We start from the raw sequence: 25,685 nt of genomic DNA on the forward strand, positions 1-25,685 counted from the left end.
CGAAACGGAGCCCTAAGGCTCCGTTTTTACTGTGACCGCCTGATTGCCGCTTAAACCGAGAACGACGACCCGCAACCGCATGTCGTCGTGGCGTTCGGATTCTTGATCACGAACTGCGCGCCGTTGAGATCGTCCTTATAGTCGATCTCCGCGCCGACGAGATACTGGTAGCTCATCGAATCGACGAGCAATTGCACGCCGCTCTTGTCCATCACGGTATCGTCTTCGTTGACTTCTTCGTCGAACGTGAAGCCGTACTGGAAACCCGAGCATCCGCCGCCTTGCACGAACACGCGCAGCTTCAGATCCGGATTGCCTTCTTCGTCGATCAATTGCTTGACCTTCTCCGCAGCCGCGTCAGTGAAGACGAAGGGCATCGGCATTTCGGTCGTGGGGGTGTCGCTGACAGCGCTCATGCGAATTCTCCAAGTAGCTTCTAGCCACCATTGTAGGGCTGATCTCAAAATCGTGCCGAATGCCCATGAAATCAAGAGGCTATATGCAATTTCGACACGTCCCGCCACGCCGGGGAAATAAAAAAGCCGCCGGCACGTGTGGTGCGGGCGGCTTTTGCGGCAGCTTCGCTTCGAAGCCGGAAGTCCCGGCTCCAGGCGATGCCGAAGCGCTTAACGCTTCGAGAATTGCTTCCTGCGGCGTGCCTTGTGGAAACCGACCTTCTTACGTTCCACTTCACGCGCGTCACGGGTGACGAAGCCTGCGTTCGACAGTTGCGACTTCAGCGTTGCGTCGTAGTCCATCAGCGCGCGGGTGATGCCGTGGCGAACCGCGCCTGCCTGACCCGTCTCGCCGCCGCCGTTCACGTTGACCTTGATGTCGAACGTGGTGGCATGGTTCGTGAGCTCGAGCGGCTGACGCACGATCATCAGCGACGTTTCACGCGAGAAGTAGTCGGCGATGGGCTTGCCATTGACGATGATCTCGCCCTTGCCCGACTTGATGAAGACACGAGCGACGGCGCTCTTGCGGCGGCCCGTACCGTAGTTCCAGTTACCGATCATGTGGGCTCCCCTTAGATCTCGAGCGCTTTAGGCTGTTGAGCCGTATGCGGATGCGTTGCTTCGGCGTAGACCTTCAGCTTCTTGATCATCGCGTAGCCGAGCGGACCCTTCGGCAGCATGCCCTTCACTGCCTTCTCGAGCGCGCGGCCCGGGAAGCGCTCTTGCATCTTGCCGAACGTCGTTTCATAGATGCCGCCCGGGTAGCCCGAGTGACGATAGTACTTCTTGTCCGTGGTCTTGTTGCCCGTGACCTTCAGCTTGCCGGCGTTGATGATGATGATGTAATCACCAGTGTCGACGTGCGGAGTGAATTCAGGCTTGTGCTTGCCGCGAAGACGGCGTGCCACTTCGCTGGCGACACGGCCGAGAACCTTATCCGTCGCGTCAATCACGTACCATTCGCGCGTCACCTCTTCGGCTTTTGCGGAAAACGTCTTCATGATCGATCCAAAAATTGATTTGCCCTTTTGCTCTTACCTTGTTCGGTCCTGCTTATAGGTGCGCTCGACGGCGCGTGCAGGCTCTCCCTGGCCTCTCTCCGCGGGCGTGTGGCGAAGAGAACTTTGAATTATAAAGGGAAAAGAGTCGACGAGTCAAAGAGTTGGCCGATCAGCAGTTCGAGCGGCGACGCTTGGGCGCGCATGGAGGAAAAAAACCCGAGCGTCTGAAGGCTCGGGTTCAATCCACCAAGGAGGAGGTGGAGGAGACACGGTAGATTCGTCGTACTGCGACAACCAATGAACCGAGTATAGGCACGCTCGTGCGCGCAGGCAAGAAGATTTGCATCATGAAACGAAAGCCCATAATGCGGAACGCACTTGTCGGCCGCGACGCCTTAAATATCAATGCTTTGGCCGACTGGACGCACTTGGCGAGGTTGGATATCCCGCGTCAGGCGCATGGACAAACCGAAACTCAGAGCTTCTTCTTTCGCTCGCGGCATGCGTCAACTCGTGAATGCACGAAGTGCCGTCAGCCGCCGAGGGCATGAGCCGCTACAATCGAACCTCTGAAAAACGTCTGAAGCTGGCTGGAGCCCGAGCATGGAATGCAAAGTAAGCTGGATGGGACAGGACGGCATGGCCTTCGCCGCCGAAACCGGTAGCGGTCACCTGGTCGCGATGGACGGAGCGCCCGAAGGCGGCGGCCGAAACTTAGCTCCGCGCCCGATGGAGATGGTGCTGCTCGGCACGGGCGGCTGCACCGCCTACGACGTCGTGATGATCCTGAAGAAAAGCCGCCAGGATATCGAAGGCTGCTCCGTGACGCTCAAGGCCGACCGCGCGAGCGAAGACCCGAAGGTGTTCACCAAGATCCACTTCCATTTCACGGTGACGGGCAAAAACCTGAACCCGGCGACGGTCGAGCGCGCCATCAACCTGTCGCACGACAAGTACTGCTCCGCGTCGATCATGCTCGCGAAGACGGCGGAGCTCACCCATTCGTTCGATATCGTCGAACGCTGAGCGCATCGCATCGAAGAAAAAGAGCCGGCGTCATGCATGTGACGCCGGCTCTTCTTTTGAATGACGACAAAGCGGGCCGATAAGCCGGATTCTGTGCACGCGCCGCCCGAAAGACGATCGCGCGTGGCAGCCATTCCTCTAGGCGCGCCATTGCTGACGCGCTCAAGCTTCCTACCCGCAGACGAAACGGGGGCCCCGTCCTGCATCGCGAAGATGCGCGCCTGCCTATTTGGAATTGCTCCGGGTGGAGGTTACCGTGCCGGAGCGTCTCGCGACGTCCGCGGTGCGCTCTTACCGCACCGTTTCACCCTTACCTGATCTTCGGACTCGCGCCCGAAGCCATCGGCGGTTTGCTTTCTGTTGCCCTGTTCCGCGTGTTGCCACGGATGGCCGTTAGCCATCACCCTGCCCTGTGGAGTCCGGACTTTCCTCGCCCCCGACGCCCGAAAGCGCCGAAGCCGCGGCTGCCTGGCCTGCTTTGCGGCGTCGATTTTAACATTGGATGCGCGCGCGGCGGCCGGGACGGAAGACGGTCGCGTCGTCGTAGAACGCGGGCGATTCGTTCGCGGGCCACCAGCCCGGCACGCCCAGAACCGGCAGCGGAGCGAACGCGCGGCTGTCGGTCGGTTGCGCGAGCAGCCTTGCCCACACGCTTTCATCGAGCATCGCGCGGCGCGTGGGTTCGTCGGCGGCGAAGTATTCCGCCGGAACATCGACGATCCACGCGTGCCCGGTGCACCCCTTGTACGGTGCGACGAGCTTTTCGAGCAGCGCATGACCGAAGATGCGCGCCTCGCATCGCGCGCCCCATGACGTTCGACCGTCGATGAATAGCGTGCGCCAGTCGAAGCGGCAGAGTGCATCGGCGAGTCGCGCGTCGGCGCAAGCGAAGAGCACGGCGTTCTCGTCGAAAAGCGTGAGCGCGTCTCGCACGCCGCCACGCGTCGGACCGATGCCGAGCGCATCGATCTGATCGGCCTGACGCGCGTTCAGCGCCGCCTTCGTGCGCGGATACGCGAACCACATCAGCGCGTTGAAGAAATCGTGCAGATTGTGTCGTGTCGGCACGCGGCCGGTTTCCGCGATATGGCCTTCGTAGGAGGCGCCCGGCGGCAGCTCGTCCTGTGCGATGAATGCGAGCCGCTTGCCGCGCCCGGTGACGAGCGCGGCTTGCGCCGCGTCATCGTTCAGTCGACCGAGATAAGCTGCATGGCCGTCGAGCGCGGCGGACTCCCAGCGCCTTCCACGCGATTCGAACGACGCCAGCCACGGGCGCGTCCAGTCGATCGAGGACAACACCACCGCAACTCACTTCCCGTCGACAAACCGCCAGCCGATCGGCTCGCCGCCGCGCAACGGCACGATCTGCGTGTCGCCCGCGTCGAACTCAGCCGGCAACGTCCACGACGCGCGCTCCAGCGTCACCGTTTCCTTGCTGCGCGGCAAGCCGTAAAAATCCGCGCCGTGGAAGCTCGCGAAGCCTTCGAGCCGGTCGATCGCGCCGGCCTTGTCGAACGCTTCCGCATAAAGCTCCAGCGCGTGCAGCGCTGTATAGCAACCCGCGCAGCCGCACGCGTGCTCCTTCAGGCCCTTCGGATGCGGCGCGCTGTCGGTGCCGAGGAAGAAGCGCGAATTGCCTGACGTCGCCGCCTCGACGAGCGCCACGCGATGCGTCTCGCGCTTGATCACCGGCAAGCAGAAATAGTGCGGACGAATGCCGCCGACGAGCATCGCGTTGCGGTTGAACAGCAGGTGATGCGCGGTGATCGTCGCGCCGATCGCGCCATCCGCGTCGCGCACGTATTCGGCGGCATCCTTCGTCGTGATGTGCTCGAAGACCACCTTCAGCTCCGGAAAATCGCGGCGCAACGGCGTCATCACGCGGTCGATGAACACCTTCTCGCGATCGAACACGTCGATGTCGCCGTCCGTTACTTCGCCGTGGATAAGCAGCGGCATGCCACTTGCCTGCATCGCTTCGAGTGTTTTCGCGCACTTCGCGAGGTCCGTCACGCCTGCATCGGAATTGGTCGTCGCGCCCGCCGGATACAGCTTCACGCCATGCACGAAGCCGCACTCGCGCGCACGATGAATCTCTTCGGGCGGCGTGTTGTCGGTCAGATACAGCGTCATCAGCGGCTCGAAGCGCGCCGCCGCGCCTTCCTTCGGCAGCGCCGCAAGGATGCGTTCGCGGTACGCCGCGGCCATCTCCGTGGTCGTGACGGGCGGCTTCAGGTTCGGCATGATGATCGCGCGGCCGAACTGGCGCGCCGTGTGCGGCAGGACGGCGGCGAGCGTCGCGCCGTCGCGCACGTGGAGGTGCCAGTCGTCGGGGCGCGCGAGTGTGAGCGATGCGGGCGTCGTGGTCGAAGCGGTCGTGTCGGGCGAGGCGGAAATGGCGGACATGGCGTGATGACGGCGAAGACGTTGAAGGGATGAGCGGGCCGCAAGCAGGATGCGCCGGAACGATGCACCGAAGCAGCGCGGACCGGATAAAACCGCCGTGGAAAACGCACAACGCGCAGCCGGCGCATGCTTCGTTCGATTTTTTCGACCGGGGGCCCGGGTGATATGCTTGTCGGACGTATTGTAACAACCGGCCTTGCGGCCCTAGCCCGTCTGCCTGAAGCAAATGTGCCAACTTCTCGGAATGAATTGCGCCGAACCGACCGACGTGACGTTTTCGTTCACCGGCTTCGCGGCGCGCGGCGGAATGACGGATCACCATGCGGACGGCTGGGGCATCGCGTTCTTCGAGGACAAGGCTTGCAGGCTGTTCATCGATCATCAGTCGTCCGCGAGTTCGCCGCTCGCCGAGATGGTGAAGCGCTACCCGATCAAGTCGAAGAACACGATCGCACATATCCGCAAGGCGACGCAGGGGCACATCCTGCTGGAAAATTGCCATCCGTTCCTGCGTGAACTGTGGGGGCGGCACTGGATCTTCGCGCATAACGGCGATCTGAACGGCCACGCGCCGGAACTGACGGGCGTATATCAGCCGGTCGGCACGACGGATAGCGAACTTGCTTTCTGCGCGCTGCTGCAGGGCTTGCGCCGCGCGTTTCCGAACTCGCAGCCGCCGCTCGACGAACTCTTCGACGCGCTCGCCACGCTCACGCGTGACATCACGCAATACGGCGTCTTCAACTTCCTGATGTCCAACGGGCAGGCGCTGTTCTCGCACTGCTCGACGCATTTGTACTATCTGGTGCGTAGCTGGCCGTTCTCGACGGCGCATCTGATCGACGCGGACATGTCCATCGACTTCGCGAAGTACACGACGCCTGAGGACCGCGTCGCGGTCATCGCCACTTCGCCTCTGACGGACAACGAAGTCTGGACACGCTTCGCACCCGGCGACCTCGCGATGTTTCAGAAAGGCGCGCTCGCGCGGACGGTCAATATCCCGGTGCCGGAAGCCGTGGCGAAGAAGGCGGCCGAGCCGCTCGCCAAGGCTTGCGTCGGCTCCGCGCTGAAGATCGAAGAGATACGGACGACGGCGGCGGTGGAATCGGAACTGGGCATCGAATAAAAAACGCGGCGCGTTCGTGCGAACGCGCCGCGCTTCTTTCGGCCGCAGGCTGCACGAAACTCAGTGCAGAATCTTCGCCAGGAAGTCCTTCGCCCGGTCCGACTTCGGGTTCGCGAAGAACGCTTCCTTCTGGTCATCTTCCACGATGAGCCCCTTGTCCATGAAGATCACGCGATGCGCGACCTTCTTGGCAAAGCCCATCTCGTGCGTCACGCACATCATGGTCATGCCTTCCTGCGCGAGTTCGACCATCACGTCGAGCACCTCGTTGATCATCTCCGGGTCGAGCGCGGATGTCGGTTCGTCGAACAGCATCGCGATCGGGTCCATCGACAGCGCGCGTGCAATCGCCACGCGCTGCTGCTGGCCGCCCGACAATTGCCCCGGATACTTGTCCGCATGCGCGCGCAGGCCGACCCGGTCGAGCAGCTTCAAACCCTTCGCCGTGGCTTCGTCGCTGGAGCGGCCGAGCACCTTGATCTGCGCGAGCGTCAGGTTCTGCACGATCGACAGGTGCGGGAACAGCTCGAAGTGCTGGAACACCATGCCGACCTTCGAACGCAGCTTCGACAAATTCGTCTTCTTGTCCGTCAGCGACTGCCCGTTGATCGAGATATCGCCCTTCTGAAACGGCTCCAGGCCGTTCACGGTTTTAATCAGCGTCGATTTACCCGAACCCGACGGGCCGCACACCACGACGACCTCGCCCTTCTTCACTTCGGTGGTGCAGTCGGTCAGCACCTGGAACTGGCCGTACCACTTGGAAACATTCTTGATAGAGATCATCTTGCGACCTTTTTCTGAAGACTTTTGACGAGGGCCGACGCCACCACGCAAATCACGAAATAACACGCCCCGGCGAACAGCACCATTTCGACGGTCGTGCCGTCGCGGTCACCAATGTTCGTCGCCGTGCGGAAGAAGTCCGCGAGACTGATGACGTAGACGAGCGACGTATCCTGAAACAGCACGATGGCCTGCGTGAGCAACAGCGGCACCATCGCGCGGAAGGCCTGCGGCAGCACGACGAGCTTCATCGCCTGGCCGTAGTTCATGCCGAGCGCGAACGCCGCGTTGACCTGCCCGCGCGGCACCGCCTGAATGCCGGCGCGAATGATTTCCGAATAGTACGCGGCTTCGAAGAGCGAGAACGCGACCATCGCCGATGCGAGGCGAATGTCGATATCGGCCGACAGCCCGAGCACGTTCTGCAGCAGTTGCGGCACGATCAGGAAGAACCACAACAGCACCATCACGAGCGGAATCGAGCGGAACAGCGTGACATACGCGCCCGCGAACCATTGCAGCGGCTTGACGCCCGAGAGACGGAACAGCGCGATGACGGTCCCGAGCAGAATGCCGACGACGATCGCCAGCACCGTGATCTGGAACGTGATGACGGCGCCGGTCCACAGCGTCGGCAGCGCGCCCGGAATACCACTCCAGTTGAACTGATGCATTACTTGCCTCCGATGTAGCCAGGCAGCCGCGTCTTCGCTTCGACCCAGCGCATCAACAGCATCACGATGAGGTTGATGAGCATGTAAGCGAGCGTCACCGCGATGAACGATTCATACGTCTGCGCCGTGTAGTCGACGAGTTGCCGCGCTTGCGCCGACAAGTCCAGCAGACCGATGGTCGACGCCACCGCCGAGTTCTTGAACACGTTCAGGAATTCCGACGTGAGCGGCGGCACGATGATGCGGTAAGCGACCGGCATCAGCACGTACCGGTACGTCTGCCACTGCGTGAAGCCCATCGCGAGGCCCGCGTTGCGCTGTCCGCGCGGCAGCGCGTTGATGCCCGAGCGAACCTGCTCGCACACGCGCGCGCCGGTGAAGAGCCCGAGACAGATGATCGACGACGAGAAGAACTGCGCGGAAGGCGGCAGTTGCTTGAACCAGTTGCCGATGGAAGGCGGCAGCAACTCCGGTATCACGAGATACCAGACGAAGAACTGCACGATCAGCGGGATGTTGCGGAAAATCGCGACGTAGACGGTGCCGATGCCCGCCAGCGTGCGATTCGGGACCGTGCGCAAGATGCCGAACAACGAACCGACCACCAGCGCGATCACCCAGGCCGCGAGTGACACGGTAATCGTCACCCAGAAGCCGGATATCAGCCAGCCGAGGTAGGTGGTGGGCTCGCCGGTGGAAACCGGACTCAGCAGGATGCCCCAGTTCCAGTGATAAGACATGGACTTACTCCAAAAAGAAACGGAAGAAGCGAGGCTCCTTCCGTTTCGTTCGTTCCGCTAGCCGAACCGGTTAGTCGATCGCCTTGTCATTCGGGCTCTTGAACAGAGCCTTCATGTCGTCGCTTTCCGGGAAGTTCAGGTTCAGGCCCTTCGGCGGAATCGGGCTTTCGAACCACTTCTTGTAGATCTTGTCGGCTTCGCCCGACGTTTCGACCTTCGCGATGGCGTCGTCCACCACCTTCTTGAACTCGGGATCGTTCTTGCGAATCATGCAGCCGTAGGCTTCATGCGATTGCGGCGCGCCGACGATCACGAAATCGTTCGGATTGTTCGACTTCGCGCGTTCGCCGGCGAGCAGTGCGTCGTCCATCATGAACGCGACCGCGCGGCCGGTCGACAGCGTCAGGAACGACTCGCCGTGGTCCTTCGCGCTGATGATGTTCATGCCCATGTTCTTGTCCTGGTTCATCTTGCGAAGCAGGCGCTCGGACGTCGTGCCGGCGGTCGTCACGACCGTCTTGCCCTTCAGGTCCGCCCAGTCCTTCACGCCGGAGTCCTTCTTGGTCATGAGGCGCGTGCCGATCACGAAGATGGTGTTCGAGAAGGACACTTGCTGCTGGCGCTCGGCGTTGTTCGTGGTCGAGCCGCACTCGATATCCACGGTGCCGTTCTGCACGAGCGGAATGCGGTTCTGCGAGGTGATCGGCGTGAGCTTCACCTTCAGGTTCGGCTGGTTCAGCTTCTGCTTGACCGCATCCACGACCTTCAGCGCGAACTCATGCGAGTAGCCCACGACGTTTTGCTTGTCGTCATAGTACGAGAACGGAATGGACGATTCGCGATGCCCCAGCGAAATCACGCCCGTATCCTTGATCTTCTTCAGCGTGCCTGCGTCCTGCGCATAAGCGCCCGTGGCGAAAATACCAAGCGCAGCGACGAGCAGCGCAGTCTTTTTAACCTTCATTTGTTCGATCTCCTATGGCGAAAAACGGGCCAAGTTTAGCAGGGTAATTATTCTGAAAGAATGATTGTTAACCGCAAGTCGTCTGATTTACGAGACGGTCCGGTGCAACTCGGTGCAACTGCACGTAGGCGCGCATATTACGCGAAAACAATGAAAAAGCGGGCGGCATTCAGAAGAATGCCGCCCGCTTCTTTCAAAGCTCGATTCGAACCGCGTTTGCAGGGCGATGACGCCGCCCCGCAGGCCTCGTCGCGCCCCGGTTGCAACGGATGCCCCGCCGCACGCGATCCACGCCGATCAGGGGTAGAGACCGCGCATTTCACGCGCCATCAGAATGCGCGTACACGCGACGATGAACGCCGCCGTGCGCACCGATACCTGTTGCTCGCTTGCAACCTGCCACACCGCTGCAAATGCTTCGCGCATCACGCGCTCGAGGCGCAGATTGATTTCGTCTTCCGTCCAGAAGAAGCTCGAGAAGTCCTGCACCCATTCGAAGTAGGAGACGGTCACGCCGCCCGCGTTCGCCACCACGTCCGGAATGACGAGCACGCCCTTGTCGTGCAGGATGTCGTCGGCGGCGGTGGTCGTCGGGCCGTTCGCGCCTTCGACGATGATCTTCGTCTTGATCTTCGGCGCGTTCTCCTCGGTGATCTGCCCTTCGAGTGCCGCCGGGATCAGGATATCGCTTTCGATGGTCCAGAACTCCTCGCGCGAGACCGGATCGCCACCCGCGAAGCCGCCGACGCCGCCGGTTTCTGCGACGTGCGCAGCGAGCGCGACCGTATCGATGCCCCTGGAGTTGAACAGCGTGCCGGTGTGATCCTGCACGGCGATGACGCGTGCGCCTGCTTCCTGGAAGAGACGCGCCGCGATGCCGCCGACGTTGCCGAAGCCTTGCACCGCGATGCGCGCGCCTTCGATCTCCAGACCGACGCGACGCGCCGCTTCGGTGCCGACGACGAACACGCCGCGTCCCGTCGCTTCCTTGCGGCCGAGCGAGCCGCCGAGGGAGATCGGCTTGCCGGTGACGACGCCCGTAGCCGTCTGCCCCTGGTTCATGGAGTAGGTGTCCATCATCCACGCCATGATCTGCTCGTTCGTGTTCACGTCCGGCGCGGGGATGTCCGTGTTCGGCCCGATGATGATGCCGATCTCGCTCGTATAACGACGCGTCACGCGCTCGAGTTCGCCGCGCGACAGCGTACGCGGATCGACGCGGATACCGCCTTTCGCGCCGCCGTAGGGAACGTTCACCGCCGCGTTCTTCACCGACATCCACGCGGACAGCGCCATCACTTCGGAAAGCGTCACGTCCTGGTGATAACGCACGCCGCCCTTGCCCGGACCGCGTGACGTGTTGTGCTGCACACGATAACCCTCGAAGTGCGCGACCGTGCCGTTATCGAGTTCGATCGGGCAATCGACGATCAGAATGCGCTTCGGGCGCTTGAGCGTTTCAAGCCAGCGTGAGAGGGAACCGAGGTAAGGCGCTACGCGATCGACCTGCCGCAGATAATTACCCCAGGGGCCGAGATCGTCGGCATGCAGATACGAGGGGATGGACTGGTCTTGCTTCGGGGAGGACATTGATGCTCCAGCGGTTGTGGAATGCATGCATTGTCGAAAAACGGCGTTTCCAAATCCAATGCCGTTTCCTTATCCCATCATGCGTTTCGTGCATAACGTCGGCGAGACTTATGCGGCGGGCGTTTCCGCCGATGCCTTCAACAGTTCTTCACCGACCGCGTCCCAGAGCGCGCGCATCAGCGCCTGGCGAGGTTCGTCGCCTTGTGAGGCGAGCTTGTCGCGATAGAGGCGGATTTCCATCGTCAACGTGAACTGGCCGGCGGGCGTCCCGCGCGTTCCGCGGTCGAGCCGGATAAGCCGTCCTTCATCGACGGCGTCTTCCACTGCGCTATGCGGCAAGAACGCGACGCCGTGGCCCGCGAGCGCCATCGCCTTGAGCCCTTCGGCCATGTCCGTCTCGTAGACCTTGTCGAGATGCAGGCGCGTCGGCGCGGTCGCGATGATCACTTCGGTCATGCGTCCGAGATATGCATTCGGCGTGTACGACAGATACGGCGCGGGCGTATCAGCGGTGGCGGGCAGCGTGTAGCGCGCGCGCCCCGCCTTGTTCGCGGCCGAGAAGGGGCTGATCGGTTCGACACCGAGCGTCAGCATGTCGTAGCGAGCGGGATCGAGCGCGACCGGATGGCTCGGATGGTGATAACCCATCACGAGATCGCAGCCGCCTTCGACGAGCGACAGCACCGCATCGTGCACGTTGAGCGCGCGCAGCCGCGTGCGGATGCGTCCGAGCCGCGCCTCGATGTGCTGCAGCCAGCGCGGAAAGTACGTGAGCGACAACGTGTGCGGCACCGCGAACTCGATGGTCGCCGCAGGCGCGCCGCCCTGCCCGCGCAGGAGCGTGCGTGCTTCGTGGAACTGCGAGAGCATCGCGAGCGCCTGCTCGTAGAAGACCTGTCCGGCCTGCGTGAGCCGGGTCGGATAAACGGAGCGATCGATCAACTCGGTGCCGAGCCACGCTTCGAGCGCCTGGATGCGTCGTGAGAAAGCCGGCTGCGTGATATGCCGAAGCCCGGCCGAGCGGCTAAAGCTGCGCGTCTCCGCGAGGGAGACGAAGTCTTCGAGCCATTTCAGTTCCATGCTGAGTTCGCGCCTTGATGTGCGGATGCGGCATTTTAGCGGGCGCGCGCGCTTCATTCGATGGCGCGAACGAGCCGCAGCGCACCATCGGCAAGCACACGGCACGCGCACGGTGCGGCGTCGCGGCATCGATGTCCGGCCCGAAACGCAAGCCAGTCATGATGTCGCACCCTACGTGAAAACATGGATTCCATTGGCATGATGCTTGCAAAATTCCGGGCGGCCGCAAGGGCATCTCTTAAGCGCGCACTTCGCCTCTACCGGAACACGCAATGTCCAACCTCATCGCATCGCTCAGGAGCGGCAACTGGCGCTCGCTGCTCGCCTGCTTTCTCTACTTCGATACGGGCTTCACCGTTTGGGTGCTGTATGGGCCGCTTGCGCCGTTCATCGGCCGTGACGTGACGATGTCCGCCGCACAGCAAGGCTTCCTCGTCGCGGTGCCGGTGCTGGCCGCCGCGATTCTCCGCGTGACGCTCGGCAATCTTTATCAATCGACCGATGGCCGCCGCGTCGCGCTGATGGGCGTGCTCCTCTCCTCGATACCGTCGATCGTGCTGCCGCTCGTGCCGGGCGTGCCGTCGTATGCGCTCTTGCTCGTGCTCGGCGTGTTCCTCGGCATGGGCGGCGCGAGCTTCGCCGTCGCGCTGCCGATGGCCGGCAGCAACTATCCGCCCAAGGTGCAGGGACTCGTGCTTGGCCTCGCTGCGGCCGGCAACATCGGCGCGGTGCTCGACGGCTTTCTGTTCCCTCATCTCGCCGATGCCTTCGGCTGGAAGCTCTCGACTGCCGCCGCACTGCCGCTGCTCGCGATCACGGCAGCCGCGCTCTACGCGTGGGCGTCGGACGCGGGCGAGAAAACCGGCAGCACGATGCGCGCGCTCGCCAGCTTCGCGGTGACGCTCGTGAGCCTCGTCGTGCTCGTGCTCGCCGTGCATGGCGGCGTGTTCGGAGCGGGACGCGCGGGCGTTCTGCTGCTGCCGGTGGTCGGCGCGCTCATCGCGATCGCCGTGTTGCCGCGACGTTATCGTTCGGTGCTCGGCGAGCGCGATACCTGGGTCATCATGCTGATCTATAGCATCACCTTCGGCGGCTTCGTCGGAATGTCGTCGTATGTGACGCTGCTGCTCACGTCGCTTTATCAGATGCCGAAGCTCGAAGCGGGCCTTTTCATGTCGCTGCTCGCGTTCCTCGGTGCAATCGTGCGACCGTTCGGCGGCTATGTGGCCGATCGCGTGACCGGCGTGCGCGCGTTACTCGTGCTGCTCGCGGCAATCGCTGCCGCGGACTTCGCCTTCGCTATCTGGATGCCGCCCGTGACCGGCGGACTCGCACTGCTCGTGTGCCTTTACATCGCGTTCGGGCTCGGCAATGGCTCGACGTTCCAGCTCGTGCCGCATCGCTGGAAGGGGAAGACGGGCTTGCTGTCGGGGATCGTCGGTGCGGCGGGGGGAATCGGCGGATTCTATCTGCCGGTGATCATGGGCATCGCCAAGGAAAGCACCGGCAGCTATCAGATGGGCTTCGCCACGTTCGGCGTGCTGGCGACGTGCGCGTTCGGTGCGCTATTCGCGTTGCGCGGACAGTGGCTGCAGTGGTCGGCGTTGCCGGCGCAAGGGCACGATCCAGTGGCGATCAACGGCGCCCATGCGATGGAGTGATGCGGCGGCTCATGATCGGCGGTCGTCGTCGATTGCGGGCCAGCGCGCGAACGCGAACACATAAAGGGCGATCAGAGTCAGCGCGGGGGTCATGAACGCGAGCACCCACCAGCCGGAGCGTCCGGTGCGACGAATGATTCGCACAACCGGATAAATTGTCACGGCGAATACTGCCGCGAGTAGAAGCCAGTCCCAGACACTGATGTCGTCCATGCGCTTTTCCGAGTGCTGATGAAAGGCGCGAATGTAGCAGGCCAGGAAAAAAGAAACTGTTGCATTGAGTGCAATCGCGCTGTTCCAAGAGCAAGACAAGGCTCAAGCGCCCGCCGTATCCCGCTGATGCTGCGCTGTTTCGTCCACCGTGCGCTGCTGCAACGCCCACATCTGCGCGAACAACCCGCCCGCCCGCAGCAACTCCGCGTGCGTGCCGCGCTCCACCACGCGTCCGTGATCCATCACGATGATCTGCTGCGCGTGCACGACCGTCGATAGCCGATGCGCGATGATGAGCGTCGTCCGCTCGCGCGCGATCGAATCGAGTTCGCGCTGAATCGCGCGTTCGGACTTTGAATCGAGCGCGGAGGTGGCTTCGTCGAAAATCAGGATCGGTGGATTCTTGAGCAGCGTCCGCGCGATGGCCACGCGCTGCTTCTCGCCGCCCGACAGTTTCAGCCCGCGTTCGCCGACCGTCGTTTCATAACCGGCCGGCAGTCCTTCGATGAAGTCGTGGATATGCGCCGCCCGCGCCGCGGCGATCACCTCGTCGCGGCTCGCCGATGGCCGTCCATACGCGATGTTGTAGTAGATCGAGTCGTTGAAGAGCACGGTGTCCTGCGGCACGATGCCGATGGATGCCCGCAGCGAATCCTGCGTGACATCGCGAATGTCCTGCCCGTCGATCACGATGCGCCCGCCCTTCTCGCGATCCAGATCGTAAAAGCGGAACAAGAGCCGCCCGAGCGTCGATTTCCCCGATCCGCTGTGCCCGACGACCGCCGTCGTGGTGCCCGCCGCAATGGTGAAATCGACATCGTGGAGAATGGGCCGCGCCGCTTCATAGGCGAAGCTCACGCGCTCGAAGCGCACTTCGCCACCGGTGACATCGAGCGGCGGCGCATTCGGCGCGTCGGGCACTTCGCGACCGGCGCCAAGCAGCGTGAACATGCGGTCCATGTCGGTCAGCGCCTGCTTCAGTTCGCGATACACCACGCCGAGAAAGTTCAGTGGGATATAGAGCTGCAGCATGAACGTGTTGATGAGCACGAGATCGCCGAGCGTGAGCCGCCCGGACATCACGCCTTGTGTCGCGCGCCACAGAATGAACACGAGCCCGGTGCCGATGATCGCCTGCTGCCCGAAGTTGAGCATCGACAGTGAACGCTGCGACTTGATCGCGGCCGCGCGGTATCGCTGCAGATTCTCGTCGTAACGGCGCGTTTCCCATTCCTCGTTGCCGAAGTACTTCACGGTCTCGTAGTTGAGCAGCGAATCGATCGCGCGCGAATTGGCCTTCGAATCCAGTTCGTTCATCGTGCGCCGGTAATGCGTGCGCCACTCCGTCACCTTCACCGTGAAGCCGATATACAGGACCAGCGCGACCAGGGTAACGATCGCGTAATACGCTTCGTACTTCGTCACGAAGAACGCAAGCACGAGCCCGACTTCGACGAGCGTCGGCAAGATGCTGTACAGCGAATACGACACGAGTTGCTGAATGCCGCGCGTGCCGCGTTCGATATCGCGTGACATGCCGCCGGTTTGCCGCTCGAGATGAAAGCGCAGCGACAGCGAGTGCAGATGCCGAAACACTCGCAGCGCGAGTTGCCGAACCGCGCTTTCCGTCACCTTCGCGAAGAGCAGTTCCCGCAGCTCCGTGAAGAGCGACGTCGAAAGCCGCACGCCGGCATAAGCGACGACCAGGAGCCCGATGCCACCGATCAGCACGATGCCGGGCGCATCGCTGGCGCGGCCGAGGGCGGTGAGATGCTGCACGGACGCGAGGCTATCGACGATGTGCTTCATCACGATCGGCACGCCGAGATTGGCGACCTTCGCGCCGATGAGGCACGTCAGCGCGAAGACGACGCGCCATTTGTAAGTGGTCAGATACGGCAGCAGCGAGCGGATGGTCTGCCAGTCGTTGCGCGGACCTTGCGCGACTGGCCCCGGCTCGGTGTTCGAATAGCGGCGCATGAGTTCGGGTTATGGAGGCGCGTCGCGCGAACGTTGCTCGATGGCGCGGCGTGGGGACGCCTTATGTGGACCGGGCGCACGCCGTGCGTGCTTCCCGTACAATTTGTCGAGGGCCGCGGCGCTCATGCAGTGCTGATGCGCGCGGCCTTTTCCTATACATAAGCATTGTCGCAGAAGGTGCAAGGCCACGCTCGCGCCTGCCTTCTCATCGAGCGACAGCAATCGGACTGCCTTTCATGCCTGAAGAATCCAGACTTCCCCAGAAGCCCGTGACGCTGCGCGTCGTGCCTCAACCCGCCGATTCGAACATGCACGGCGACGTGTTCGGCGGATGGATCATGGCGCAAGTGGACATTGCCGGATCGATTCCGGCGAGCCGTCGCGCGAACGGGCGCGTCGCGACCATCGCGGTGAATTCGTTCCTGTTCAAGAACCCGGTGTTCGTCGGCGATCTGCTGAGCTTCTATACCGACATCGTGAAGACGGGCAACACGTCGATCACCATCTACGTCGAGGTTTATGCGCAGCGCATGAGTCTCGCGGAAGAAGTCGTCAAGGTGACGGAAGCGACGCTGACTTACGTCGCGACCGACAACGATCGCCGGCCGCGCGCGTTGCCGCCGCTGGATTGACGCTCGCGCCCCCCCTCAGTTCAACAGCACCCCCTGCTGCAGCAACCCCGGAATGGCGTCATGCGGCATGGGGCGCGAGAACAGGAAGCCCTGCATCTCGTCACAATCGCGCTCGCGCAGGAACTCATGCTGCGCGGCCGTTTCGACGCCTTCCGCGATCACCTGCAATTCGAGCGAATGCGCGAGCGCGATGATCGCCGACGTGATGGTTTCGTCGTCGCCCGACGAGCCGATATCCGCCACGAAAGAGCGGTCGATCTTCAGCCGATGCACCGGAAAGCGCTTGAGATACGACAGGCTCGAATAGCCGGTGCCGAAGTCATCGATCGCAATGCCGATGCCGAGCGCCGATAGCTCCGACAGCATCGCCACCGCATCTTCCGCATTGCGCATGATTGCGCTCTCGGTCAGTTCCAGTTCCAGATAGCGCGGCTCGAGCCCGGTCTCCTCGAGCACCGATGTCACGAGCGTCGCGATATCGCGCTGCTGAAAATGCCGCGCCGACAGATTCACCGACATGCGCGCGGGCGGCAGACCCGCATCCTGCCACGCCTTGTTCTGCCGGCACGCCTCGCGCAGCACCCATTCCGACAACGGCCCGATGAGCCCGCTTTCTTCCGCGACCGGAATGAACGCCGCCGGCGACACGAGCCCCTGCTCGGGATCGTGCCATCGCACGAGCGCCTCGATGCCGACGATCGCGCGCGTCGCCATGTCCACTTGCGGCTGGTAGTGCAGCAGGAATTCGCCGTCGCGCAGCGCGCGCCGCAGCCGCCGCTCCAGATTCATGCGTGCCCCGACGCTCGCGTTCATCTCCGGCTGATAGAACTGATACGTGTTGCGCCCGAGATCCTTCGCGCGATACATCGCGAGATCGGCTTTCTTGAGCACGGTCTCGGCGTCGTCGCCATCCTGCGGAAAGAGGCTCGCGCCCATGCTGCAGCCGACGTAAAGCTCGGTATCGTCGAGCCACACGGGCTCCGAGATCGCCGCGCGCGTGCGCTCCATCCATGCGATGAGACTCGCTTCGTCGGCAACGTCGGGCAGCACGAACACGAACTCATCGCCGCCGTGACGCGCGACCGTATCGCTCGCACGCGCGGATCGCGCGAGCCGCTCGCCGATCACCGCGAGCAGACGATCGCCGACGCTGTGCCCCAGGCTATCGTTGACGTTCTTGAAGCCGTCGAGATCCATGAACACGACCGCGATCCTGGTGCCGCGCCGCCGCGCCTGCTCGATCGCCTGTTGCAGCCGGTCGCGCAGCAGATTGCGGTTCGGCAACTGCGTGAGCGTGTCGTAGTTCGCCTGATATTCGAGCTGCTCCTGATAGCGCATCAGGTCGGTGACATCGTTGATGATGCCGATATGATGCGTCGTCAGCCCCTGTGCATTAGGCACCGGCGCGACGAAAAGCTGATTCCAGAACAGCGCGCCGTCCTTGCGATAGTTCCGCACGACGACGCTCGTCTCCATGTCCGCGGCCAGCGCGCGGCGGATCGACTTCAAGCCTTCCTGTTCGCGGTCGCTGCCGTGCAGGAAGCCGCAGTTGCGGCCGATGACCTCCACCGGATCGTAGCCCGTGATGCGCTTGAACGCCGGATTCGCATACTCGATGACGTTCGCGCCGTTCACCACGCCGGTGATGAGAATCGCGTTCACGCTCGCGTCGAGCGCACGGCTTTGCAGACGCAGCGCAAGTTCGGCGCGCTTGCGCTCGGTCACGTCCTGATACGAGCCGAGCACGCCGATGGTATGGCCTTCGCCGTCGAGCAGCGGCAGCAGGCTCGTGACGACCGTATGCAGCGTCTCGCCGACGAGCACGTCGCGCTCGAAGTGCATCTTCGGCACGGTCGTCCCGATGACATCATGGTCGTCGGCCCGCACCATGTCGGCGGCGGCGGACCACGGCAAATCGTAGTCCGTCTTGCCGACGATCTGCTCGTTGTACGCGAGCCCCGCATCGCGGGCGAACGCGTTGTTGCAGCCGAGATAGCGCGATTCGCGGTCTTTCCAGAACACGCGCTGCGGAATGTTGTCGATGACCGCTTCGAGCATCTCGTTCGACCGGCGCGCCTCGGCTTCGGCGTTGATGCGGTCGGTCACGTCGTGCGCGAGCATGAAAAGCCCCGGCCGATTCGAATACGTGAGCGCGTGGTGCGAGACGTCGGCGCTGCTTGTCGAGCCATCGCGATGCCGGTATCGCCACACGCCGCTCGAGCGCTGGCCGCGCGTCGGGCGATCGCCGGCTTCCGCGCCGCTCCGAGCGAGCCGCGCCGCGAAACGGTCGAAGTCGTCGGCGACATGCAGGTCGCGCAACGTCATCTCCATGAAATCGGATTCCGCGTATCCGTAATGCTCGACAGCGGCCGGATTGACGGCGATGAAGCGCATCGTTTCCCGATCGACGATCCACATCGGCACCGGATGCGCCTCGAACATGCTGCGGAATCGCTCGTTGCTGCGATGTTTCGCCCGCGCGATGCCGAGCTTTTCGCGCGACGAACGCTCGTGACTCATGAACAGGTAGATGAGAACGCCGCTGCCGGCGAGCATCGTGAACGCGAGCAGCAGCATGGCGCCGCCCGAGCCGGTGGCGGAGCGGTCGAGCGCGGCGATGGTCGCGGTATCGATACGCGAACGGACGACGCCCATTTCCTCGTCCACCGCTTGCTGGTCCTCGCCGAGCGAGACGAACGCCGAGTCGACCCACGTTCGCGGCGCGTCGGGAGGCGCGCGGCGGGCGCGTTCATCGGCGAGATTGGCGTCCGTGCGCATGGTGGCGACGCGCGCAACGAGCGCATTGAATGCGCCGGCGATGCCGGGTTCCAGCGCGGTCTGGGCGCGCAGGCCGCTTTCGAGCGCGTCGAGGTGGGCTTCGCGCGCTTCGTGTTGCGCCATCGGCTCGACGATGCCGGTCGCCTCGAATCGGCTGACTTGGGTGAGCGTTTCGCCGAGCGCGCCGCGATAGGCTGCGAGATCGCGCAGGAGACTCATCGAGCGCAGTGTGCGGGCATTGCCGTCGCGCAAATCGGCGATTCGCTCGCAGGCGACGAACGCATTCGCGCCGAGCGCGGCGAGCACCACGGCGATATTGACGAGCAAGCGCCTGGAGAGAAAACGAGTCATGAGCGGCGGGCCGATCCGGTTGTTCCGCGAGGCACGCGCCGATGCCGTGCGCGCGCCCACGCAAAAGCGCGGCGCGAGCGCCAGGGCTCACACCGCGATTGATGGATTACGTGGATAACGGCAGGTTCTGAGGGAGCTTTAGTGTGCCGCTAAAAAAATCGCCCGCCCTACTCCGCCAGCCCGAACTCCCGCATCGCGGGCACGAAGTCGTGATTCGCCTTATCCGTATTGCGCGAGAGTTTGGCAAGCGCATAACGCTGGAACGGATCGAGCGTGGCCCACTGCGAGAGGCTGGGCGCGCTGACGCCCGACAGGCTGCTCTGACGGACGACGGCCTCGGGCACGGCATCGGCGTGCGCCCAGACCGGCTCGGGGTCGCGCGGGATTTTGTCCGGCGCGGCGTTCGCGTGCGTCTTCAGCATCTCTTCGAGCGCGAGATCGAAGTTCTTCTCGACGTCGGCTTCATTCTCGATCGGAAAGCGCGCGAGGAGCACGCGATCGTCGTAGGGAAGCATCTGCCATTGATCGAGCGTGATGCGCATGCCGAAGCGGTCGAGGTTGAAGCGCACCGCGAGCGGAATGAAGCGCAGGTTGTCCGAAGATTCGATCTCGAACTTGAAGAGACGAGCGGCGTCGTAAAGTCCCATGGCGATAGCCTCGTTGGTTTTGAGGGGCGCGCGCCGGCGCGCATCGCCCGCTTAAGTTATTGTAGGGCCTGGTGTTGGGCTGGAACCGTGCATTCTGTGCCGCTGCGTGCGCCTGTGAACGAGCGGGAACAGCATGTGGGGTGAGCAAGCCGCATACCCGGACTCTAACCAGGTCCTCGTTCGTGCAGCAACGGAGTGCAGTCAAGTGAACCAACTGGAAACCGAAGATCAGCCGGGTTATGTCGAACGGCAAGTGCGCAGGCATCGGCGGGGCGAGCTCGCCGTTGCGAGCGATAACGTCGGTCAGGAATGGCCCGTCGCGCTGGTGTTCAACGGCATCTCGCATGCGGTGATGATGTGCACGCCGCGCGATCTCGAAGCCTTCGCGGTGGGCTTTTCGCTGACCGAGGGCATCGTCGAGCGGGGAAGCGACATCCACGATATCGAAGTCTTTTATCGCGACGATGGCCACGCGCTGCCGCATGCCGAGGTGCATCTGCAAGTCGTCCAGCAGGCGTTTCTTGCGCTGAAGGACAAGCGTCGCGCGCTCGCAGGCCGCACCGGTTGCGGCGTGTGCGGCATCGAAAGTATCGACTTGCTCGATCTTCAGCCAGAGCGGGTGCCGGACACCGGCTTCCTGACGCGGCTTGCCCCCGATGCGATCGAACGCGCGGCGCGCGAGTTGCCTGTGCATCAACGTCTGACGAAGCTGACGGGCGGGCTGCACGCCGCCGCATGGTGCGATGAAACCGGCGCCGTACAGTTCACGTTCGAGGACGTAGGGCGGCACAACGCGCTCGACAAGCTCATCGGCCAGCTCGTGCTGCAGCGCGTGGATACGACGCAGGGCTTCGTGTTCCTCTCGAGCCGCGCGAGTTACGAGCTCGTGCGCAAGTCGGCGCGCGTCGGCGTGCCGATGGTCGTCACCATTTCCGCGCCGACATCGCTCGCCATTTCCATCGCCAGGCAGGCGGGGCTGCGGCTCGTGAGTTTTGCGCGTGAGAGTAGTTATGTGGAATACGACGTGGAATAAGCGCGCTCACTGGAACTTCGTGAAATCCGCCTTCCTCTTCTCAAAGAACGCCGCGAACGCCTCTCGCGCTTCCGGCGCGACGAGCATCCGCGAAAAGTGCGCTGCTTCCTCCTCCATGCGCGCGGACACTTCCGCCGACTGCGCGCCTTTCATCAGCGCCTTCGTCGCGCGCAGCGAGCCCGCGGGCAGCGCCGCGAGCCGTCGCGCACGCTCGAACGCGTAGGCATCGAGTTCGGCGGCATCCATCACGCCGTTGACGAAGCCCATGCTCACCGCTTCGTCGACGCTGAACGCTTCGCCCAGCAGCAGCTTCTCCGCCGCGCGCTGATATCCCGCGATACGCGGCAGCAGCAGACTCGACGCCGCCTCCGGACACAGCCCTAGCTGCACGAACGGCAGCGAGAACTTCGCGTTTTTCGCGGCATAGACGATGTCGCAATGCAGAAGCATCGTCGTGCCGATGCCTACCGCGACACCCGATACCGCCGCGACAACGGGCTTCGGCATGCCGGAAAGACGCCGCAAAAACTGGAATACGGGCGCGTCCTGGTCCTTCGGCGGATCGTTGAGAAAGTCTTCGAGATCGTTGCCCGCGCTGAACGCACCGCCGTTGCCGCGCAGCAGCACCGCGCGCACGGCCGGGTCTTTCTCGGCTTCATAAAGGCCGTCCGCCATCTCCTGATACATCGCCGCGGTGATCGCGTTCTTCTTGTCGGGGCGATCGAGCACGATGCTCAGCACGCCTTGCGCGCGTTCGATGACGATATCCATTGCGCTGTCTCCTCCCGATGCCGACGTCCGCGAGCGTCGCGCCCGCGGACGGTCGATGATCAAACGCGTTCGATGATCCCCGCCGCGCCCATGCCGGTGCCGACGCACATCGTCACCATGCCGTACTTCAGATTGCGGCGGCGCAGGCCGTGAACGACCGTCGCGGAGCGAATCGCGCCCGTCGCGCCGAGCGGATGCCCCAGCGCGATCGCCCCGCCGAGCGGATTCAGCTTCGACGTATCGAGCCCCAGATCGTTGATGACCGCGAGCGATTGCGCCGCGAACGCCTCGTTCAGCTCGATCCAGTCCAGATCGTCCTGCGTCAGGCCCGCCGCCTTGAGCGCAGCGGGAATGGCTTCCTTCGGCCCGATGCCCATGATTTCCGGTGGCACGCCACGCACCGCGAAGCTCACGAAGCGCGCGAGCGGCGTCAGGTTGAACTGCTTGAGGATCTTCTCGGACACGACGATCAGCGCGCCCGCGCCATCCGAAGTCTGCGAGCTGTTGCCCGCCGTCACCGAGCCCTTGTTCGCGAACACGGGCCGCAGTCTGGCGAGACCCTCGAGCGTCGTGTCGGCGCGCGGGCCTTCGTCGAACACAATCTCGCGCGCATTTACGCGCACTTCGCCGCTTTCGAGATCGGGGAAGCGCTCGTTCAGCATGTAGGCGGCGATCTCATCGGCGAATTCGCCCGATTGCTGCGCAGCCAATGCCTTGCGATGCGACTCCACCGCGAACGCGTCCTGCGCCTCGCGGCTCACCTTCCAGCGTTCGGCCACCTGCTCGGCCGTCAGCCCCATGCCGTACGCAATGCCGATGTCCTCGTTGCGATCGAAGATATGCGGCGACAGCGACGGCTTGTTGCCCATCATCGGCACCATGCTCATCGATTCGCAGCCGCCCGCGATCATCGCGTCCGCTTCGCCCACGCGAATGCGGTCCGCCGCCATCGCGAGCGCGGTCAACCCGGACGCGCAGAAGCGGTTGACCGTCACGCCGCCGACCGTCTTCGGCAGCCCGGCGAGCAGTGCGCCCATGCGCGCGACGTTCAGCCCCTGTTCGGCTTCCGGAATCGCGCAGCCGACGATCGCGTCTTCGATCACGTTCGTATCGAGCCCCGGCACTTGCGCGACGGCCGACTTGATCGCGTGGACGAGCAGTTCGTCCGGGCGCGTGTTCCTGAACACGCCGCGCGGCGCCTTGCCGATCGGCGTGCGGCTCGCGGCGACGATGTATGCGTCTTGCAATTGTTTGCTCATCTTCAAAGCTCCGCTCAGTTACGCACCGGCTTGCCGGTCTGCAACATGCCCATGATCCGTTCCTGCGTCTTCTGCGTGCCGAGCAGTTCGATGAACGCGCGGCGCTCGAGCGCGAGCAGCCATTCTTCATCGACCATGCTGCCGCCTTCGACGTCCCCGCCGCACACCGCTTCCGCGATGCGGCTCGCGATCAGAAAGTCATGCGCGCTGATGAAGCGTCCGTCACGCATGTTGACGAGCGACGCCTTGATCGTCGATATCGCCGAGCGGCCCGCGACCGGCACCTGCTTCACGCGCAACGGCGCGCGATAGCCCGCATCGGACAGCGCGCGTGCTTCTTTCTTTGCGATGTCGAGCAGCTCGTGCACGTTGAACACGATCGTGTCCGATGGCTTCAGATAGCCCATCGCGCGTGCTTCGAGCGCGGAGCCGGAGACTTTCGCCATCGCCGCGTTCTCGAACGGCTTCTGCAGGAACTTGAGCAGATCGCTCGTCGCGTTGACGGCGCTCGCGGCTTCGGCGGCGCGCAACGCGGCTTCCTTCAGGCCGCCGCCCGCCGGCACGAGACCGACGCCCACTTCCACGAGCCCGATGTAGCTCTCGATATGCGCTACGCGCTTCGCCGAATGCAGCAGCAATTCGCAGCCGCCGCCGAGCGCAATACCCGATACCGCCGACACGACCGGCACGTTCGCGTACTTGACGCGCAGCATGCCTTGCTGGAACTTCTTCACGAACGGTTCGATGCCTTTTGCCCCGCCCATCATGAACGCGGGCATGGCTTCCTCGAGATTCGCGCCCGCCGAGAACGGACCGCCCGGTGCGCCGAGCGTGAGCGACGTCGGCTGCCAGATCACCACGCCGCGATACGCCTTCTCCGCGAGCTCGATGGCTTGCGTGAGTCCGTCGATGACGCCGGGACCGATGGTGTTCATCTTCGTCTTGAACGAGACGATGACGACGTCGCCCTGATCGTCGTCGAGCCAGGCGCGCACGCTATCGGTTTCGATGAGCGTCTTGCCGTAGCTCTTCGGATCGGCGCCCGTTTCGCCGATGATCGGCGCGCGGAACACCTGCTTGCCGTAGACGGGCAGCGTCGAGCGCGGCTCGAATTTGCGCGCGGCGGGCGACCAGGACCCTTCATCGGTGTGGACGCCGCCTTTCTCTGCGACGAGGCCGTCGAGCACCCATGCGGGCAGCGGCGCGCTGGACAGCGCCTTGCCGGCGTCGATGTCTTCCTGCACCCACTTCGCGATCTGTTGCCAGCCCGCCGCCTGCCAGCTTTCGAATGGCCCCTGATTCCAGCCGAAGCCCCAACGGATGGCGAGGTCGATGTCGCGCGCGTTATCGGCGATCGATTCGAGATGCACCGCGATGTAATGGAACACGTCGCGGAAGATGGCCCACAGGAAGTGCGCCTGCTTGTTGTCCGTTTCGCGCAGCAACTTGAAGCGTTCAGCGGGCGGGCGCTTCAGGATGCGGCCGATGATCTCGTCGGCTTTCGCGCCGCCATCGACGTATTGCGCGGTCTTCGGATCGAGGACCTTGATGGCCTTGCCTTCCTTTCGATAGAAGCCTGCGCCGGATTTCTGGCCGAGCGCGCCGTTCTTCACCAGCTCGGCGAGTACGGGCGGCGTCGTGTAGACGGGGAAGAACGGATCATCGGCGAGGTTGTCCTGCATCGTCTTGATGACGTGCGCCATCGTGTCGAGGCCGACGACATCGGCGGTGCGGAAAGTGGCCGATTTCGCGCGGCCGAGGCGTGCGCCGGTAAGGTCGTCGACTTCGTCGAAGCGCAGCCCGAACTTCTCTGCTTCGGCGATGACGGCGAGGATCGAAAAGACGCCGACGCGGTTCGCGATGAAGTTCGGCGTGTCTTTGGCGCGCACGACGCCTTTGCCGATGGCGCTCGTGAGGAACGTTTCGAGTTGATCGAGGATTTCCGGCTTCGTCGATGCGGTCGGGATGAGTTCGACCAGATGCATGTAGCGCGGCGGATTGAAGAAGTGCACGCCGCAGAAGCGCGCCTTGAGTTCTTCATCGAAGCCGTTCGACAGTTCGGTGATGGAGAGTCCGGACGTGTTGCTCGCGAAGATTGCGTGCGGCGCGATGTGCGGGGCGACCTTTTTGTAGAGGTCGTGCTTCCAGTCCATGCGCTCGGCGATGGCTTCGATAACGAGATCGCATTCCCTTAGTTTCTCGATGTCGTCGTCGTAGTTGGCCGGTTCGATGTATTGGGCATCGTCTTTCATGCCTAGCGGCGCTGGCGAGAGCTTTTTGAGATTCTCGATCGCCTTCAGCGCGATGCCGTTTTTGGGGCCTTCCTTCGCTGGAAGGTCGAACAGCAGCACGGGCACGCGGGCGTTGATCAGATGCGCAGCGATCTGCGCGCCCATCACGCCGGCGCCGAGCACGGCGACTTTGCGGATGTTCAAGGTGCTCACTTGGTTTTACCTCTCCAGGTTGGGAGTTTTTTTGCTTCTGCGGCGCGGTCGGGTGGGCTTGG

Annotated in this window: 23 protein-coding genes and 1 other RNA gene; 5 read left to right on the forward strand and 19 right to left on the reverse strand. The window is 63.3% G+C overall.

Features of this window, described 5'->3' with window-relative positions; genetic code table 11:
• Nucleotides 1–50: 50 nt before the first annotated feature.
• The 3 genes from erpA to rplM all read right to left on the reverse strand — a co-directional run bounded on the left by erpA (nt 51) and on the right by rplM (nt 1,459).
• Nucleotides 51–416 carry an iron-sulfur cluster insertion protein ErpA gene (gene erpA, locus P9220_RS02160; RefSeq protein WP_244793516.1) on the reverse strand — a complete coding sequence of 122 codons (366 nt, stop codon included), beginning with the start codon at nt 414–416 and terminating at the stop codon, nt 51–53.
• Nucleotides 417–626: 210 nt separating this feature from the next.
• Nucleotides 627–1,019, reverse strand: a complete 393-nt coding sequence (gene rpsI, locus P9220_RS02165) for a 30S ribosomal protein S9 (RefSeq protein WP_008351569.1) — start codon at nt 1,017–1,019, stop codon at nt 627–629.
• An 11-nt stretch (nt 1,020–1,030) separates the two neighbouring features.
• The gene (gene rplM / locus P9220_RS02170; RefSeq protein WP_040052975.1) at nt 1,031–1,459 is read right to left on the reverse strand and encodes a 50S ribosomal protein L13; all 429 of its coding nucleotides are present in this window, start codon (nt 1,457–1,459) and stop codon (nt 1,031–1,033) included.
• 603 nt (nt 1,460–2,062) lie between these two features.
• Here rplM and P9220_RS02175 point away from each other — a divergent pair.
• The gene (locus P9220_RS02175; protein WP_309763364.1) at nt 2,063–2,485 is read left to right on the forward strand and encodes an OsmC family protein; all 423 of its coding nucleotides are present in this window, start codon (nt 2,063–2,065) and stop codon (nt 2,483–2,485) included.
• 64 nt (nt 2,486–2,549) lie between these two features.
• Here the strand turns inward: P9220_RS02175 and rnpB are convergent.
• From rnpB to pyrC, 3 genes are all read right to left on the reverse strand, one after another.
• Nucleotides 2,550–2,965: RNase P RNA component class A (rnpB, locus tag P9220_RS02180), an RNA gene on the reverse strand.
• A gap of 12 nt (nt 2,966–2,977) precedes the next feature.
• Nucleotides 2,978–3,784, reverse strand: coding sequence for a DUF3025 domain-containing protein (locus P9220_RS02185; RefSeq protein WP_309763365.1), 807 nt, complete (start codon nt 3,782–3,784; stop codon nt 2,978–2,980).
• Between the two features lie 9 nt (nt 3,785–3,793).
• Entirely contained in the window at nt 3,794–4,891 is a 1,098-nt protein-coding gene (gene pyrC, locus P9220_RS02190) for a dihydroorotase (protein ID WP_309763366.1), read from the reverse strand.
• 226 nt (nt 4,892–5,117) lie between these two features.
• Here pyrC and P9220_RS02195 point away from each other — a divergent pair, with 226 nt between their 5' ends.
• Nucleotides 5,118–6,020 carry a class II glutamine amidotransferase gene (locus P9220_RS02195; RefSeq protein ID WP_309763367.1) on the forward strand — a complete coding sequence of 301 codons (903 nt, stop codon included), beginning with the start codon at nt 5,118–5,120 and terminating at the stop codon, nt 6,018–6,020.
• A 60-nt stretch (nt 6,021–6,080) separates the two neighbouring features.
• Here P9220_RS02195 and P9220_RS02200 read toward each other — a convergent pair whose 3' ends face one another.
• From P9220_RS02200 to P9220_RS02225, 6 genes are all read right to left on the reverse strand, one after another.
• Complete coding sequence (locus tag P9220_RS02200; protein ID WP_309763368.1) at nt 6,081–6,806, reverse strand: amino acid ABC transporter ATP-binding protein; 726 nt, start codon at nt 6,804–6,806, stop codon at nt 6,081–6,083.
• On the reverse strand, nt 6,803–7,480 hold the full coding sequence (gene gltK, locus P9220_RS02205) for a glutamate/aspartate ABC transporter permease GltK (RefSeq protein ID WP_309763369.1): 678 nt from the start codon (nt 7,478–7,480) through the stop codon (nt 6,803–6,805). Before gltK ends, P9220_RS02200 begins: the two co-directional genes overlap by 4 nt.
• Nucleotides 7,480–8,220: an amino acid ABC transporter permease gene (locus P9220_RS02210; RefSeq protein ID WP_309763370.1), complete on the reverse strand. Its 741-nt coding sequence runs from the start codon at nt 8,218–8,220 to the stop codon at nt 7,480–7,482. The genes gltK and P9220_RS02210 overlap by 1 nt, the downstream gene beginning before the upstream one ends.
• A 70-nt stretch (nt 8,221–8,290) precedes the next feature.
• A complete protein-coding gene (locus P9220_RS02215; protein WP_309763371.1) occupies nt 8,291–9,184 on the reverse strand; it encodes a glutamate/aspartate ABC transporter substrate-binding protein in 894 nt (297 codons plus the stop codon).
• Between the two features lie 297 nt (nt 9,185–9,481).
• On the reverse strand, nt 9,482–10,774 hold the full coding sequence (locus P9220_RS02220; protein WP_309763372.1) for a Glu/Leu/Phe/Val dehydrogenase: 1,293 nt from the start codon (nt 10,772–10,774) through the stop codon (nt 9,482–9,484).
• A 108-nt stretch (nt 10,775–10,882) separates the two neighbouring features.
• Nucleotides 10,883–11,854 (reverse strand): LysR substrate-binding domain-containing protein, encoded by a 972-nt coding sequence (locus P9220_RS02225; protein ID WP_309763373.1) that lies wholly within the window; start codon nt 11,852–11,854, stop codon nt 10,883–10,885.
• 272 nt (nt 11,855–12,126) lie between these two features.
• Between P9220_RS02225 and P9220_RS02230 the strand changes: the two genes are divergently transcribed.
• Complete coding sequence (locus P9220_RS02230; protein ID WP_309763374.1) at nt 12,127–13,515, forward strand: MFS transporter; 1,389 nt, start codon at nt 12,127–12,129, stop codon at nt 13,513–13,515.
• A gap of 9 nt (nt 13,516–13,524) precedes the next feature.
• Here the strand turns inward: P9220_RS02230 and P9220_RS02235 are convergent, their stop codons facing one another.
• Both P9220_RS02235 and P9220_RS02240 read right to left on the reverse strand, forming a co-directional pair.
• Nucleotides 13,525–13,728, reverse strand: a complete 204-nt coding sequence (locus P9220_RS02235; protein WP_309763375.1) for a hypothetical protein — start codon at nt 13,726–13,728, stop codon at nt 13,525–13,527.
• 102 nt (nt 13,729–13,830) lie between these two features.
• Complete coding sequence (locus tag P9220_RS02240) at nt 13,831–15,708, reverse strand: ABC transporter ATP-binding protein/permease (RefSeq protein ID WP_309763376.1); 1,878 nt, start codon at nt 15,706–15,708, stop codon at nt 13,831–13,833.
• Between the two features lie 236 nt (nt 15,709–15,944).
• On the opposite strand from P9220_RS02240, the gene P9220_RS02245 reads away from it, so the two are divergent.
• The gene (locus P9220_RS02245) at nt 15,945–16,340 is read left to right on the forward strand and encodes an acyl-CoA thioesterase (protein WP_309763377.1); all 396 of its coding nucleotides are present in this window, start codon (nt 15,945–15,947) and stop codon (nt 16,338–16,340) included.
• 15 nt (nt 16,341–16,355) lie between these two features.
• Here P9220_RS02245 and P9220_RS02250 read toward each other — a convergent pair whose 3' ends face one another.
• Nucleotides 16,356–19,469 carry an EAL domain-containing protein gene (locus tag P9220_RS02250; protein WP_309763378.1) on the reverse strand — a complete coding sequence of 1,038 codons (3,114 nt, stop codon included), beginning with the start codon at nt 19,467–19,469 and terminating at the stop codon, nt 16,356–16,358.
• Between the two features lie 167 nt (nt 19,470–19,636).
• Nucleotides 19,637–20,116 carry a nitrate reductase associated protein gene (locus P9220_RS02255; RefSeq protein ID WP_309763379.1) on the reverse strand — a complete coding sequence of 160 codons (480 nt, stop codon included), beginning with the start codon at nt 20,114–20,116 and terminating at the stop codon, nt 19,637–19,639.
• A 205-nt stretch (nt 20,117–20,321) separates the two neighbouring features.
• Here P9220_RS02255 and fdhD point away from each other — a divergent pair, with 205 nt between their 5' ends.
• Nucleotides 20,322–21,149, forward strand: coding sequence for a formate dehydrogenase accessory sulfurtransferase FdhD (gene fdhD, locus P9220_RS02260; protein WP_309763380.1), 828 nt, complete (start codon nt 20,322–20,324; stop codon nt 21,147–21,149).
• A 6-nt stretch (nt 21,150–21,155) separates the two neighbouring features.
• Here the strand turns inward: fdhD and P9220_RS02265 are convergent, their stop codons facing one another.
• The 3 genes from P9220_RS02265 to P9220_RS02275 are packed head-to-tail and all read right to left on the reverse strand — an operon-like array spanning nt 21,156 to nt 25,623.
• Nucleotides 21,156–21,920 carry an enoyl-CoA hydratase gene (locus P9220_RS02265; RefSeq protein WP_309763381.1) on the reverse strand — a complete coding sequence of 255 codons (765 nt, stop codon included), beginning with the start codon at nt 21,918–21,920 and terminating at the stop codon, nt 21,156–21,158.
• A 59-nt stretch (nt 21,921–21,979) separates the two neighbouring features.
• The gene (locus P9220_RS02270; RefSeq protein ID WP_309763382.1) at nt 21,980–23,179 is read right to left on the reverse strand and encodes an acetyl-CoA C-acyltransferase; all 1,200 of its coding nucleotides are present in this window, start codon (nt 23,177–23,179) and stop codon (nt 21,980–21,982) included.
• Between the two features lie 14 nt (nt 23,180–23,193).
• Complete coding sequence (locus P9220_RS02275) at nt 23,194–25,623, reverse strand: 3-hydroxyacyl-CoA dehydrogenase/enoyl-CoA hydratase family protein (protein ID WP_309763383.1); 2,430 nt, start codon at nt 25,621–25,623, stop codon at nt 23,194–23,196.
• Nucleotides 25,624–25,685 lie beyond the last annotated feature (62 nt).

The sequence above is a fragment of the Caballeronia sp. LZ016 genome (assembly GCF_031450805.1).
Classification (GTDB): Bacteria; Pseudomonadota; Gammaproteobacteria; order Burkholderiales; family Burkholderiaceae; genus Caballeronia.

Excerpts from the sequence above, each read along its gene's own strand:
- erpA (WP_244793516.1), bottom strand. The coding sequence starts at position 416 with ATGAGCGCTGTCAGCGACACCCCCACGACCGAAATGCCGATGCCCTTC.
- rpsI (WP_008351569.1), bottom strand. The coding sequence starts at position 1,019 with ATGATCGGTAACTGGAACTACGGTACGGGCCGCCGCAAGAGCGCCGTC.
- rplM (WP_040052975.1), bottom strand. The coding sequence starts at position 1,459 with ATGAAGACGTTTTCCGCAAAAGCCGAAGAGGTGACGCGCGAATGGTAC.
- P9220_RS02175 (WP_309763364.1), top strand. The coding sequence starts at position 2,063 with ATGGAATGCAAAGTAAGCTGGATGGGACAGGACGGCATGGCCTTCGCC.
- pyrC (WP_309763366.1), bottom strand. The coding sequence starts at position 4,891 with ATGTCCGCCATTTCCGCCTCGCCCGACACGACCGCTTCGACCACGACG.
- P9220_RS02195 (WP_309763367.1), top strand. The coding sequence starts at position 5,118 with ATGTGCCAACTTCTCGGAATGAATTGCGCCGAACCGACCGACGTGACG.
- P9220_RS02200 (WP_309763368.1), bottom strand. The coding sequence starts at position 6,806 with ATGATCTCTATCAAGAATGTTTCCAAGTGGTACGGCCAGTTCCAGGTG.
- gltK (WP_309763369.1), bottom strand. The coding sequence starts at position 7,480 with ATGCATCAGTTCAACTGGAGTGGTATTCCGGGCGCGCTGCCGACGCTG.
- P9220_RS02210 (WP_309763370.1), bottom strand. The coding sequence starts at position 8,220 with ATGTCTTATCACTGGAACTGGGGCATCCTGCTGAGTCCGGTTTCCACC.
- P9220_RS02215 (WP_309763371.1), bottom strand. The coding sequence starts at position 9,184 with ATGAAGGTTAAAAAGACTGCGCTGCTCGTCGCTGCGCTTGGTATTTTC.
- P9220_RS02220 (WP_309763372.1), bottom strand. The coding sequence starts at position 10,774 with ATGTCCTCCCCGAAGCAAGACCAGTCCATCCCCTCGTATCTGCATGCC.
- P9220_RS02225 (WP_309763373.1), bottom strand. The coding sequence starts at position 11,854 with ATGGAACTGAAATGGCTCGAAGACTTCGTCTCCCTCGCGGAGACGCGC.
- P9220_RS02230 (WP_309763374.1), top strand. The coding sequence starts at position 12,127 with ATGTCCAACCTCATCGCATCGCTCAGGAGCGGCAACTGGCGCTCGCTG.
- P9220_RS02235 (WP_309763375.1), bottom strand. The coding sequence starts at position 13,728 with ATGGACGACATCAGTGTCTGGGACTGGCTTCTACTCGCGGCAGTATTC.
- P9220_RS02240 (WP_309763376.1), bottom strand. The coding sequence starts at position 15,708 with ATGCGCCGCTATTCGAACACCGAGCCGGGGCCAGTCGCGCAAGGTCCG.
- P9220_RS02245 (WP_309763377.1), top strand. The coding sequence starts at position 15,945 with ATGCCTGAAGAATCCAGACTTCCCCAGAAGCCCGTGACGCTGCGCGTC.
- P9220_RS02250 (WP_309763378.1), bottom strand. The coding sequence starts at position 19,469 with ATGACTCGTTTTCTCTCCAGGCGCTTGCTCGTCAATATCGCCGTGGTG.
- P9220_RS02255 (WP_309763379.1), bottom strand. The coding sequence starts at position 20,116 with ATGGGACTTTACGACGCCGCTCGTCTCTTCAAGTTCGAGATCGAATCT.
- P9220_RS02265 (WP_309763381.1), bottom strand. The coding sequence starts at position 21,920 with ATGGATATCGTCATCGAACGCGCGCAAGGCGTGCTGAGCATCGTGCTC.
- P9220_RS02270 (WP_309763382.1), bottom strand. The coding sequence starts at position 23,179 with ATGAGCAAACAATTGCAAGACGCATACATCGTCGCCGCGAGCCGCACG.